Here is a 12,688-nt window from a genome sequence, read left to right on the forward strand (position 1 = left end):
GATGGGGGACGTGACTGGAACCCTTGTACTGGCGGGCACCCCCATCGGCGACGTCCAGGACGCCCCGCCCCGGCTCGCCGCGGAACTCGCCGGCGCCGACGTCGTGGCCGCCGAGGACACCCGGCGGCTGCGCCGGCTCACCCAGGCGCTCGGGGTGACGCCCAAGGGGCGCGTCGTGTCGTACTTCGAGGGCAACGAGTCCGCCCGCACGCCCGAACTGGTCGAGGAGCTGGTGGGCGGCGCGCGCGTGCTGCTGGTGACCGACGCCGGCATGCCCTCGGTGTCCGACCCGGGCTACCGGCTGGTCGCCGCGGCCGTCGAGCGGGACGTCAGGGTGACCGCGGTGCCCGGCCCGTCCGCCGTGCTCACCGCGCTGGCGCTGTCCGGCCTGCCGGTCGACCGGTTCTGCTTCGAGGGCTTCCTGCCGCGCAAGGCCGGCGAACGGCTCGGCCGGCTCCGCGAGGTCGCCGCGGAACGCCGGACCCTCGTCTACTTCGAGGCGCCGCACCGCCTCGACGACACCCTCGCCGCGATGGCCGAGGTGTTCGGCGCCGACCGGCGGGCCGCCGTCTGCCGGGAGCTGACCAAGACGTACGAGGAGGTCAGGCGCGGCGGACTGGGCGAGCTCGCCGCGTGGGCCGCCGAAGGGGTGCGCGGCGAGATCACCGTCGTCGTCGAGGGCGCCGCGGACACCGGGCCCGAGGAGGTCGGCGCCGAGGAACTGGTGCGCCGGGTGCGGGTGCGCGAGGAGGCCGGGGAGCGGCGCAAGGAGGCGATCGCCGCGGTGGCCGCCGACGCGGGCGTGCCCAAGCGGGAGGTGTTCGACGCGGTGGTGGCCGCGAAGCACGCCGGCGCGTGAGAGCGGGAGGCGCGGGCGCCCGCGAGGCGCCCGCGCGGGCAGGACGGGCGTCACGCGCGCCTGCGCCCCATGGGTGGGCAAACAGCCTGTCCACAAGGCAAAGCCCCAGCCCGCCCGCCGAAGGCACTTGGGCAAGGAACGCTCAAAACGGTTCCAATACTCGACAGGACCGGTGCATTCCCGACGGGCGAGGCGTCCACTGGACGAAGGGGGACGTACCCGTTCCCCACGTCCAGCGGACATCGGGAGCTGGCATGAGCGAGATCACCGGGCAGCCCGGCCTGCGGGCCGGAGCCACCGACGTCGTCCACGAGTCGTACTCCTTCGCCTGCATGCGCTGCGGGCACGGCTGGGAGCAGTCGTTCGAGATACAGCACCACAGGGACTCCGACGGCCGCGAGTTCGTGCGCTACGTGGCGGACGGCCGCGTCGTGCCCTCTCCGCTGAGCCGGCCCACGTGCGCCAACTGCGACAACCACGTCGTACGGATCATGCGGCCGGGGCGCGTCGCCTCGGTGCGCGGCCCCGCGCACGGCGTGCACCGGGTGCCGCCGGCCGGACCGCTGGAGGTCCCGCGGGTGCCCGAGCAGCCCGGACCGGGGGCGCCGGGGGTCTCGTCCGGGCACCGGCACTCGCACCTGTCCGACCTCCTCCAGGCCCTCCACCTCCGGCGCAGGGCGAGCTGACCCCTCCACGACCTGCGGCGATCCACGAAGGCATGCCCCTTCCGTAGGATCGGGGCATGCCTTCGAACGCGTCCGACAAGAACGCCGCACCGCCGCTCCCGGAGCCCCTCCGGGTACCGGTAGCCGACTCGCACACCCACCTCGACATGCAGTCGGGCACGGTGGCCGAGGGCCTCGCGAAGGCCGCGTCCGTCGGCGTCACCACGGTCGTCCAGGTCGGCTGCGACCTCGCCGGCTCCCGCTGGGCGGCCGAGACGGCGGCGGAGCACGACGCCGTCCACGCCACCGTCGCCCTGCACCCCAACGAGGCGCCGCGCATCGTCCACGGCGATCCCGACGGCTGGTCCCGGCAGGGCGCGCGGCAGGCCGGCGGGGACGCGGCGCTCGACGACGCCCTCGCCGAGATCGACCGGCTCGCGGCACTCCCGCAGGTCAAGGGCGTCGGCGAGACGGGCCTGGACCACTTCCGCACCGGGCCCGAGGGCAAGGAGGCCCAGGAGCGGTCCTTCCGCGCCCACATCGAGATCGCGAAGCGGCACGGCAAGGCCCTGGTCATCCACGACCGGGACGCCCACGCCGACGTCCTGCGCGTCCTCAAGGAGGAGGGCGCCCCCGAGCGCACCGTCTTCCACTGCTACTCGGGCGACGCGGAGATGGCCGGGATCTGCGCCGAGGCCGGGTACTACATGTCCTTCGCGGGCAACGTCACCTTCAAGAACGCCCAGAACCTGCGCGACGCCCTCGCGGTGGCCCCGACGGAGCTGATCCTGGTGGAGACCGACGCGCCGTTCCTGACGCCGGTGCCCTACCGGGGCCGCCCCAACGCCCCCTACCTGGTGCCCGTCACGGTGCGGGCGATGGCCGCCGTGCGCGGCACCGACGAGGACACCCTGGCCGCGGCCCTCGCCGCGAACACCGCACGCGCCTTCGGCTACTGACACATCCCTCACGCCGCGTAGTCGCGTCGCTTTGGAGAGTGACGGCCGCTCGGCTAGGTTCTGGGGGCCCGATCCGGACCCCTGGAGCGTGTCGGCGTGAGCAAGACGCAGTTCGAGACGTACGAGACCTGTGAACCGTATGACGTGCACAGCGCGCCGACCCTGCCCTACGGGGAGACCTACCGGCCCGCCTACGAGGCGGCCGGGCCGGCGCTGCCCCGGCAGAGCCCACCGCGCGTGTCCGCCCCCGCCGCGGGCGGCCGGGCCGCGCACCGGCGCCGGGCGCGGTACGCCGGCCGCGCGGACGGCACCGTGCGCCGGCTGCTGCCGCAGGCCCTGGTCGTGGCGTTCCTCGCCGGCGGCACCACCGCCTTCGTCGCCGAGGACAAGGCGGTCGAGCTGACCGTCGACGGCCGGTCCCGCACCCTGCACACCTTCGCCGACGACGTGACCGAACTGCTCGCGCGGGAGAGCGTCCCGGTGGGCGCCCACGACGTCATCTCGCCCGCCCCCGGCACGCCGCTCACCAGCGGCGACGAGATCGCCGTCCGCCACGGGCGGCCCGTCCTGCTCACCCTCGACGGGCACCGGCGCCAGGTGTGGACCACCGCCGACACCGTCGAGGGGGCGCTGCGGCAGTTCGGGGTCCGCACGGAGGGCGCCCACCTGTCCACCTCCCGCTCCCGGCGCATCGGACGCGAAGGACTCGCGCTGGACGTCCGTACCGAACGCGTGGTGACGGTCATGGCGGACGGCCGGGCCCGCACCATCCGTACCAACGCCGCGACCGTGCGCGAGGCCGTCGAGCAGGCCGGCGTCACCCTGCGCGGCCAGGACACCACCTCCGTCCCCGGGGCCGGCTTCCCGCGGGACGGGCAGACCGTCACCGTGCTGCGCGTCACCGACACCAGGGAGGTCCGCGAGGACCCCCTGCCCTTCGCCGAGGAACGGGCGGAGGACTCCTCCCTGCCCCGGGGCACCGAGGTCGTCGAGCAGGCGGGGCAGCCCGGACTGCGGCGCACCACGTACGCCGTGCGCACGGTCAACGGGGTCCGGCAGAAGCCCCGCAGGCTGGACACCGAGGTGGTGCGCGAACCCCGGCCCCAGGTCGTGCGGGTCGGCACCCGGCCCCGGCCCGTCTCCGTGCGGGGCGCCGACCACCTGGACTGGCCGGGGCTGGCCGCCTGCGAGTCCGGCGGACGCCCGGACGCCGTCGACCCCTCGGGGACGTACGGGGGCCTGTACCAGTTCGACACCGCCACCTGGCAGAGCCTCGGCGGCCAGGGCCGCCCCCAGGAGGCGCCGGCGGCGGAGCAGACGTACCGGGCCAAGAAGCTGTACGTGCGCAGCGGGGCGAGCGCCTGGCCGCACTGCGGGGCCCGGCTGCGGGGGTGACCCGCGCTGCCCGGCCGCCCCGGGCCGCCCGGCGACGGCCCCCGGCTACCCTTGCGGGGTGAGCAGCCCCACCCCCGACGCCCTTCTGGGCCCCGCCGACGTCCGTGAACTCGCGGCCGCCCTCGGCGTGCGCCCCACCAAGCAGCGCGGCCAGAACTTCGTCATCGACGCCAACACGGTCCGCCGTATCGTCCGCACCGCCGAGGTACGCCCCGACGACGTGGTGGTCGAGGTGGGACCGGGTCTCGGCTCGCTCACCCTGGCCCTGCTGGAGGCCGCCGACCGGGTCACCGCCGTCGAGATCGACGACGTCCTCGCCGCAGCCCTGCCCGCCACCGTCGCCGCCCGCATGCCGGAGCGCGCCGACCGGTTCGCGCTCGTCCACTCCGACGCGATGCACGTGACCGAGCTGCCGGGCCCCGCCCCGACGGCGCTCGTCGCGAACCTGCCCTACAACGTCGCCGTGCCCGTCCTCCTCCACATGCTCGACACCTTCCCGAGCATCGAGCGGACCCTCGTCATGGTCCAGGCCGAGGTCGCCGACCGGCTCGCCGCCGGACCCGGGTCGAAGGTGTACGGCGTGCCGTCCGTGAAGGCCAACTGGTACGCCGAGGTCAAGCGGGCCGGCGCCATCGGGCGCAACGTCTTCTGGCCCGCGCCCAACGTCGACAGCGGGCTCGTGTCACTCGTCCGGCGGACCGAGCCGCTGAAGACCACGGCGTCCAAGCGCGAGGTGTTCGCCGTCGTCGACGCCGCGTTCGCCCAGCGCCGCAAGACCCTGCGGGCCGCCCTGTCCGGCTGGGCCGGGTCGGCCGCCGCCGCCGAGGCCGCCCTCGTCGCCGCGGGCGTGTCGCCGCAGGCGCGCGGAGAGGCGCTGACCGTGGAAGAGTTCGCGCGTATCGCCGAACACAAGGAGTGACGAGCAAGTGAGCGTGACGGTCCGCGTCCCCGCCAAGGTCAACGTCCAGCTCGCGGTCGGCGCCGCCCGCCCCGACGGCTTCCACGACCTGGCCAACGTCTTCCTCGCCGTCTCCCTGTACGACGAGGTCACCGCGACCCCCGCCGACGCCCTGCGCGTCACCTGCGAGGGCCCGGACGCCGACCAGGTCCCGCTCGACGGGACCAACCTCGCGGCGCGCGCCGCCCTCGCCCTCGCCGAGCGGTACGGCCGCGAGCCCGGCGTGCACCTGCACATCGCCAAGGACATCCCCGTCGCCGGCGGCATGGCGGGCGGCAGCGCCGACGGCGCCGCCGCCCTGGTCGCCTGCGACGCCCTGTGGGGCACCGGCGCGTCGCGCGCCGAGCTGCTGGAGATCTGCGCCGAGCTGGGCAGCGACGTGCCGTTCAGTCTGGTCGGCGGGGCGGCGCTGGGCACCGGGCGGGGCGAGAGGCTGAGGGAGCTGGAGACCGGCGGCGACTTCCACTGGGTGTTCGCACTGGCCTCGCGGGGCCTGTCCACGCCGGCCGTCTTCCGCGAGTTCGACCGCCTGGCCGAGGGCCGGGACGTCCCCGAGCCGGTCGCCGCGCAGCCCGTCCTCGACGCCCTCGCCAAGGGCGACCCCGCCGCGCTCGCCGTCGCGGTCACCAACGACCTCCAGCCCGCCGCGCTCTCCCTCTTCCCCGAGCTGTCCGACACCCTCGCGGCCGGGCGCGCCGCGGGGGCGCTGGCCGCGCTGGTCTCCGGCTCCGGGCCGACCACGGCCTTCCTCGCCCCGGACGCCAGGTCCGCGTCGGACATCGCCGGTGTGCTGAGGGCGTCCGGCACCTGCCGCGACGTCCGCACCGCCTCGGGGCCGGCAGCCGGGGCGACGGTGCTCTAGAGGCCCGCGGCCGGGACTACCCTGGAGGGTCGATCGTCCCCCAGGCAGGAGAGAAATGGCCGTCAACCTGGTCAATGTCGAGAACGTCAGCAAGGTGTACGGCACCCGTGCACTGCTCGACGGCGTGTCGCTCGGCGTCTCCGAAGGGGACCGCATCGGCGTCGTCGGCCGCAACGGCGACGGCAAGACGACCATGATCCGGATGCTCGCCAAGCTGGAGGAGCCCGACACCGGGCGCGTCACCCACTCCGGCGGTCTGCGGCTCGGCGTGCTCACCCAGCACGACTCCCTCGACCCCGAGGCCACCGTCCGCCACGAGGTCATCGGCGACATGGCCGACCACGAGTGGGCGGGCAACGCCAAGGTCCGGGACGTGCTGACCGGCCTGTTCGGCGGACTGGACCTGCCCGGGTTCCCGCAGGGGCTGGACACCGTGATCGGGCCGCTCTCCGGCGGCGAGCGGCGCCGGATCGCGCTCGCCAAGCTGCTCATCGACGAGCAGGACCTGATCGTCCTCGACGAGCCCACCAACCACCTCGACGTCGAGGGCATCGCCTGGCTGGCGAAGCACCTGCGCGAGCGGCGCTCGGCCCTCGTCTGCGTCACCCACGACCGCTGGTTCCTCGACCAGGTCTGCACCCGCATGTGGGACGTGCAGCGCGGCGACGTGTACGAGTACGAGGGCGGCTACTCCGACTACGTCTTCGCCCGCGCCGAGCGCGAGCGCATCGCCGCCACCGAGGAGACCAAGCGGCAGAACCTGGTCCGCAAGGAGCTGGCCTGGCTGCGGCGCGGCGCCCCCGCCCGCACCTCCAAGCCCCGCTTCCGCGTCGAGGCCGCCAACGAGCTGATCGCCGACGTGCCCCCGCCCCGCGACAGCAGCGAGCTGATGAAGTTCGCGTCGTCCCGGCTCGGCAAGACCGTGTTCGACCTGGAGGACGTGACCGTCCAGGCCGGCCCCAAGGTGCTGCTCAAGCACGTCACCTGGCAGCTCGGCCCCGGCGACCGCATCGGCCTGGTCGGCGTCAACGGCGCCGGCAAGACCTCCCTGCTGCGGGCCCTCGCCGAGGCCGCCCGCAGCGAGGGCGAGGAGCAGCCGGCCGGCGGGCAGGTGCGCGTCGGCAGGACGGTCAAGCTGGCGTACCTGTCGCAGGAGGTCGCCGAACTGGACCCCGACTGGCGGGTGCTGGAGGCCGTGCAGCGCGTGCGCGAGCGCGTCGACCTCGGCAAGGGCCGCGAGATGACCGCGGGTCAGCTGTGCGAGACGTTCGGCTTCGGCAAGGAGAAGCAGTGGACGCCGGTCGGCGACCTGTCCGGCGGTGAGCGGCGGCGGCTCCAGCTGCTGCGCCTGCTCATGGACGAGCCCAACGTCCTCTTCCTCGACGAGCCCACCAACGACCTCGACATCGAGACCCTGACCCAGCTGGAGGACCTCCTCGACGGCTGGCCCGGCTCGATGATCGTCATCTCCCACGACCGGTTCTTCATCGAGCGCACCACCGACCGCGTCTTCGCCCTCCTCGGCGACGGCGCGCTCCGGATGCTGCCGCGCGGCATCGACGAGTACCTGGAGCGGCGGCAGCGCATGGAGGAGGCCGCGGCGGCCTCCTCGTCCGCGCCCGCGGCGAAGCCGGCCGCCGAGGCGGCCGAGAAGAGCGCCGCCGACGTGCGCGCCGCGAAGAAGGAGCTCCAGAAGATCGAGCGGCAGCTCGACAAGATCTCCGAGAAGGAGACCAAGCTCCACGCCCGGATCGCCGAGAACGCCACGGACTTCGCGAAGGTGGCCGAACTGGACGCCGAGCTGCGCACCTTGACCGGGCAGCGCGACGAACTGGAGCTGCGCTGGCTGGAACTGGCGGAGGACGCCTGACCCGCGAGGTGCCGTTGCGCGTGCGGGGCGCGCAGCGCGTGAAGGGGGCGTGAAGGCGCGTAACGGAGGCATCACGGGCCCGTTCTCCCTTGGGAACAGGGGCGGACGCGGCCCGGTGTGCTGTCGGTGCCGGGTGATAGAAAGGGCCGTCTGAAGACTGTCTGAGTGACCGCCCGACGACGACTCCGGGGCCAGCGCGTACCTCGGGTCGTGGCGCGAAATCAGTGAGCAATAAGGGGGAACGCGCTGATGAGCCAGCCGCCCAACCAGCCGCCGCAGCCGGGTGGCTTCGGAGCACCGCAGAACCCGCCGCCGGCCGGTGGTTTCGGAGCGCCGCAGACGCCTCCGCCCCCACCGCCGCAGCCTCCGCAGGGCCCGCCGCAGCCGGGGTACGGGTACCCACAGCAGCAGCAGCCCGGCCCGTACGCGCAGCCCGGCCCGTACGCCTCCGGTCCGTACGCCCAGCCCCAGCAGCCGGGTCCCTACGGCCAGCAGCCCGGCTACGGCTACCCGCAGCCCCAGTTCCCCGGCGGTCCCGGCACCCCGCCGCCCGGCGGCTCAGGGTCCCGCAACCCCTTCAAGGGCAAGCCGGCCCTCGTGATCGGCGCCGCGGTCGCGGCCCTGCTCGTGATCGGCGGCACCGTGTGGGCGGTCACCGGCACCGGGGACGACGGCAAGGACAAGAAGCCGGTCGCAGAGAAGAGCGACGACGCCAAGCCCTCGGCCTCCGGCGGCGCCCCGGTCGACCCGGGTGACGGCAGCGGCGACGGCGGCGAGGACCCCGAGGACCTCAACGAGGGCCGCCAGGCCGGGGAGTCCAAGGTGCTCTGGTACAAGGAGGCGCCCGACGCCCCCGGTTCCGGCGCCGACGCCGACGGCATGTGGATCACCGACAAGGCCGCGGTGAAGGTGGCGTACAAGCAGGTCTTCGCCTACGGCGTCGCTGACGGCAAACCCGCCTGGGACCCGATCACCTTCCCGCAGAAGGTCTGCGCGGTCACCCCGGAGAAGACGGCCCTGAACACGGTCGTCGTCGCCTACATGAGCGGCTCGAGCGACCGCGCCGAGTGCAACCAGCTCCAGCAGATCGACCTCGCCACCGGCAAGCAGGGCTGGAAGCAGGTCGTCGCGGACGGCGAACTGTTCGACTCGACGCTTTCCCTGGAGCTCACCGTCAGCGGCAACACCCTGATGGTCGGCCGCTCCCAGTCCGGCACCGCCTACGACGTCACCAGCGGCAAGAAGCTGTACGACAAGAAGCGGTACGGCGACGCCTGCTTCCCCGCCGGCTTCGCGGGCAGCGCGACGAAGCTCGTCCAGGTCGCCTCCTGCGGCGCCGGCGGCGACAACGCGCACGACGAGCTGCAGGGCCTCGACCCGAAGACCGGCAAGGCCCTGTGGACCTACCGGTACGAGAAGGGCTGGCAGGTCGCCCGGGCCTACTCCGTCGACCCGCTCGTCATCTACGCCACCAACGAGGACAAGAAGGTCTGGAACATCTCCAGCTTCACCACCGCCGGCCGGGTCCGGGCGCAGGTCGGCGTCGACGAGGACTTCGCCCCCGAGTGCGGCTGGGCCATCCTCGAGCGCGACCTCCAGGGCTGCACGGGCGTCGTCGTCGCCGACAACACCCTCTACCTGCCGACGGAGGCCACCACCGGGGCCAACGAGATCGTCGCGATCAACCTCGCCGACGGCAAGGAGAAGTGGCGCACGAAGTCCCCCGCGGAGGAGTCGATGCTGCCGGTGAAGGCCGAGGGCGGCGCGCTCGTCGCCTACGTGGAGCCGTCGTACGACGCGGGCGGCCAGGTCGTGTCGATCCCGACGGGCGGCGGCAGCCACACGCCGGCCAAGCTGCTGCAGAACCCGCAGGGCGCCGCGGACATCGAGGACAGCTTCTACTCGCGGGACATCGACTGGGCCGACGGGCGCTTCTACATCTCCACCACCCGCCTCACCGGGAACGACGACGCGAAGGAGAAGTTGATGCTCGCCTACGGCAAGTGACCTTCTTCGCCCCCGCCGTCTCGCTCCCCGAGGTACTCACACCATGACCCAGCCCCCGCCCCCGCCGCCCCACCAGCCCCCGCAGGGAGGGGGCTTCGGCCCGCCGCAGGACCAGCCGCCGCAGCCGGCCCAGCCGGCCCAGCCCTCCGTCCCGCCGTCGGGGCCGAACCTCGGCAAGGCCCCCGAGCCCGGGTACGGCTACCCCCAGGCCCCGGGGACGCCTCCGGCGGCCCCGCAGCCGCCCGCCGCTCCGCCGGCCCCGCCGCAGCCGGCGTACGGCTATCCGCAGGCCCCGCAGCCGCCCCAGCCCGGGTACGGCTACCCCGGTCAGCCGGGCCCGTACGGGCAGCCGCAGCAGCCGGGGCCCTACGGGCAGCCGACGCCGCCGTACGGTCAGCCGGGGCAGCCCGGCCAGCCGGGCTACGGGTATCCGCACGCGACCGCGCCGATGCCGGTCCAGCCCGGCGGGACGGGCGGCGGGCGGAAGATCAACGCCTCGCTGGCGATCATCGTCGCGGCCGTCGTCGCGATCGCCCTCATCATCGGCGGCGGCGTCTGGTACGCGAACTCCTCCGGCAAGGACGACAAGAAGACCACCGCCGACGACGGCAAGGGCGGCACGGAGGAGAAGGGCGGCGGAGGCACGGCCTCCGGCAGCAAGGAGAAGGCGCCCGCCGACCCCACCGCCAGGGTGCTCTTCCAGGTGCCTGCCCCCCCGGTCACCAAGGAGCAGTCGAGCATCCCGACCGCCGGTTCCTGGCTCACCGACAAGGTGTACGCCAAGAGCGGCGTCGGCGAGGTCGTCGGCTACGACCCCGTCAAGGGGTCCAAGCTCTGGACGGTCGACCTCCCCGGCCCGGTGTGCGGGGCCAGCAAGTACGTCACCGCCGACAACAAGGCGGCGGTCATCTACAAGCCCGCCATGCCGGCCAAGAACGACCCGCAGTCCTGCACGCAGCTCGCCCTGATCGACCTGGACGCGGGCAAGCAGGTGTGGACCAAGACCGCCAAGGCCGGCGACCAGCTGATCACCTTCGACAACGTCACCATCAGCGGCGGCACCGTCGCCGCGGGCAGCAACAGCGGCGGTGTCGCCTGGGACGCCGCCACCGGCAAGCTGCTCTGGTCTCCCAAGACGACCGACTCCTGCTCCGACTCCGGCTACGGCGGCGGCGAGAAGCTGGTCGCGGTCCGCCGGTGCGGCTCGTACGACGCGCCGCAGCTGAACATCCAGACCCTCGACCCGAAGACCGGCAAGGTGCTCTCCGAGTACAAGATGGCCACGGGCATCGAGTACGCGGGCGTCGTCTCGACCAACCCGCTCGTCGTGGTCGCCGACGTCGGTGACTCCGCCGGTGACGGCAGCGGCATCTCGGACTTCTTCTCCATCGACAACGCGACCGGCAAGCTGCGCACGCGCATCTCCGCACCGGGTGACGACTTCGCGGCGAGCTGCGAGACGATCACCGAGATCGAGAACTGCCAGGGGCTGGCCGTCGGCACGGACCGGCTCTACATCCCGACCGAGGAGCACGACGGCAGCGGCGAGTCGTACAGCCAGACCAACGAGGTCGTCGCCTTCGACCTGCTCACCGGCAAGCAGACCGGGCAGCGGGCCGACGCCGGGGACGACTACACGATCACCCCCCTGCGCATGGACGGCGACAACGTGATCGCCTACAAGCGCACGTACAGCAAGGGTGACCAGGTCGTCAGCATCGACGGCAAGTCGTTCAAGCAGACGACGCTGCTGGAGAACCCGGACACCGAGCCGGTCCAGGACGCGGAGATGTCCATGTCGCCGGAGTACTCCGAGGTCCTCTACTCGCAGGGACACCTGTACATGTCGGAGGTGTACGCCAGCGAGCTGAGCGGCGGGACGAGCGAGAAGGAGTACCTCGCGGTCGCGTTCGGCACCGGCGGCTGACGCCGCGCCGCCCGCCCGTCGTGCGTCTCACGGCCCCGCCCCTGCTCAGGGGCGGGGCCGTGCTGCGAGGGATTTCCGCGTTCCGGGGCGGTTCTCACCGGTAGGGGCAGCGCGACACCGCACCAGCGTGTAGCTTCCGGGGGCATGAGGCGGGGCCGGGGGCCGGGGGGCCGCGGGCTGGGGGAGTGGGGGTTGCTCTATGGGAGTGCGGCTCATGGTGGTCGATGACCACCGGTTGCTCGCCGAGGCGCTGGCCTCGGCACTGAAGCTGCGGGGGCACCGGGTGCTCGCCGCGGCGGCGCCTGCCGCGGGGGCGGCGGAGCTGGTGATCAGCCGGGCGCCGGAGGTGTGCCTGCTGGGCACGGCGACACCGGCCGAGCCGGGGATCTTCGACCCGGTGGTGCGGATCAAGCGGGAGCGGCCGCAGGTGGCGGTGCTGGTGCTGGGGCCGGTGCCGAGTCCGCGCGGGATCGCGGCGGCGTTCGCGGCGGGGGCGTCGGGGTACGTCCGGCACGACGAGCGCATCGAGGGGGTCGAGCGGGCGATCATGAAGGCGCGGGCAGGTGAGGCGGCGGTGGCGCCGGCGTTGCTCCAGGGGGCGTTCGGGGAGCTGCTGAATCCGGCGGCACAGCCGGACGACGAGGGGCAGCGGCTGCTGGAGATGCTCACGCCGCGGGAGGTCGAGGTGCTGGTCCGGGTGGCCGACGGGGAGGACACCCGGCTGATCGCGGCGGGGATGGGCATCGCGCCCTCCACCGCGCGCACGCATGTGCAGCGGGTCCTGATGAAGCTGGGCGTGGGCTCCCGCCTGGAGGCGGCCGCGCTGGCCGCACGAACGGGCCTGCTGGACCGAGCGGGTGCCTCCGGCGGTTGAGCAGCGGGTGCCTCCGGCGGTGGTGCGGGGCGCCTGCGGCGGCCTGTGCGGGGTCGGTGGGGGTGCGGGGTGCCGGGTGCCTCCGGCGGTGGTGCCGCGTGCGGGGTGGCTGCGGCGGTGGTGCGGGGTGCGGGGTGCCTGCGGCGGCCTGTGCGGGTTCGGTGGGGGTGCGCGTAGCGCGGTGCGTGGTGTGTGGGTCGGGGCCGCGCCGGGGGGTGTCCGTCCTCGGAACGGCGCGGAATCGGTCCCTTTCCAGCAGGCGGGGCGTTGACGCGCCAACCGCTGCGGGCGGACACCCCCCGATACGTCCCC

At 73.8% G+C, this 12,688-nt stretch carries 10 protein-coding genes; all 10 read left to right on the top strand.

Annotated elements, in window-relative coordinates; all coding sequences use genetic code 11:
* The first annotated feature begins 10 nt into the window (after positions 1–10).
* The 10 genes from rsmI (at position 11) to ACGF3H_RS20315 (ending at position 12,376) form a co-directional block, all read left to right on the top strand.
* Positions 11–859 (top strand): 16S rRNA (cytidine(1402)-2'-O)-methyltransferase, encoded by an 849-nt coding sequence (gene rsmI / locus ACGF3H_RS20270; protein ID WP_362500069.1) that lies wholly within the window; start codon positions 11–13, stop codon positions 857–859.
* A 254-nt stretch (positions 860–1,113) separates the two neighbouring features.
* Entirely contained in the window at positions 1,114–1,545 is a 432-nt protein-coding gene (locus ACGF3H_RS20275; RefSeq protein ID WP_362500068.1) for a hypothetical protein, read from the top strand.
* A 56-nt stretch (positions 1,546–1,601) separates the two neighbouring features.
* Positions 1,602–2,483, top strand: a complete 882-nt coding sequence (locus tag ACGF3H_RS20280; RefSeq protein WP_362500067.1) for a TatD family hydrolase — start codon at positions 1,602–1,604, stop codon at positions 2,481–2,483.
* Positions 2,484–2,579: 96 nt separating this feature from the next.
* Positions 2,580–3,878 carry a ubiquitin-like domain-containing protein gene (locus ACGF3H_RS20285; protein ID WP_362500066.1) on the top strand — a complete coding sequence of 433 codons (1,299 nt, stop codon included), beginning with the start codon at positions 2,580–2,582 and terminating at the stop codon, positions 3,876–3,878.
* 58 nt (positions 3,879–3,936) lie between these two features.
* Entirely contained in the window at positions 3,937–4,797 is an 861-nt protein-coding gene (gene rsmA / locus ACGF3H_RS20290) for a 16S rRNA (adenine(1518)-N(6)/adenine(1519)-N(6))-dimethyltransferase RsmA (RefSeq protein WP_362500065.1), read from the top strand.
* A 7-nt stretch (positions 4,798–4,804) separates the two neighbouring features.
* Positions 4,805–5,698, top strand: coding sequence for a 4-(cytidine 5'-diphospho)-2-C-methyl-D-erythritol kinase (locus ACGF3H_RS20295; RefSeq protein WP_362500064.1), 894 nt, complete (start codon positions 4,805–4,807; stop codon positions 5,696–5,698).
* Positions 5,699–5,753: 55 nt separating this feature from the next.
* Positions 5,754–7,568, top strand: coding sequence for an ABC-F family ATP-binding cassette domain-containing protein (locus tag ACGF3H_RS20300; protein WP_362500063.1), 1,815 nt, complete (start codon positions 5,754–5,756; stop codon positions 7,566–7,568).
* A gap of 249 nt (positions 7,569–7,817) precedes the next feature.
* Positions 7,818–9,575 (top strand): PQQ-binding-like beta-propeller repeat protein, encoded by a 1,758-nt coding sequence (locus ACGF3H_RS20305; RefSeq protein ID WP_362500062.1) that lies wholly within the window; start codon positions 7,818–7,820, stop codon positions 9,573–9,575.
* A 43-nt stretch (positions 9,576–9,618) separates the two neighbouring features.
* A complete protein-coding gene (locus ACGF3H_RS20310; RefSeq protein ID WP_362500061.1) occupies positions 9,619–11,502 on the top strand; it encodes a PQQ-binding-like beta-propeller repeat protein in 1,884 nt (627 codons plus the stop codon).
* A 199-nt stretch (positions 11,503–11,701) separates the two neighbouring features.
* On the top strand, positions 11,702–12,376 hold the full coding sequence (locus ACGF3H_RS20315; protein ID WP_362500060.1) for a response regulator transcription factor: 675 nt from the start codon (positions 11,702–11,704) through the stop codon (positions 12,374–12,376).
* Positions 12,377–12,688: the final 312 nt, after the last annotated feature.

Source organism: Streptomyces sp. NPDC048185, assembly GCF_043202495.1.
Lineage (GTDB): Bacteria > Actinomycetota > Actinomycetes > Streptomycetales > Streptomycetaceae > Streptomyces.

Bases quoted from the DNA above. Each gene is read 5' to 3' on its own strand.
- ACGF3H_RS20310 (WP_362500061.1), top strand. From the start codon at position 9,619: ATGACCCAGCCCCCGCCCCCGCCGCCCCACCAGCCCCCGCAGGGAGGG.
- ACGF3H_RS20300 (WP_362500063.1), top strand. From the start codon at position 5,754: ATGGCCGTCAACCTGGTCAATGTCGAGAACGTCAGCAAGGTGTACGGC.
- ACGF3H_RS20280 (WP_362500067.1), top strand. From the start codon at position 1,602: ATGCCTTCGAACGCGTCCGACAAGAACGCCGCACCGCCGCTCCCGGAG.
- ACGF3H_RS20275 (WP_362500068.1), top strand. From the start codon at position 1,114: ATGAGCGAGATCACCGGGCAGCCCGGCCTGCGGGCCGGAGCCACCGAC.
- ACGF3H_RS20315 (WP_362500060.1), top strand. From the start codon at position 11,702: ATGGGAGTGCGGCTCATGGTGGTCGATGACCACCGGTTGCTCGCCGAG.
- ACGF3H_RS20305 (WP_362500062.1), top strand. From the start codon at position 7,818: ATGAGCCAGCCGCCCAACCAGCCGCCGCAGCCGGGTGGCTTCGGAGCA.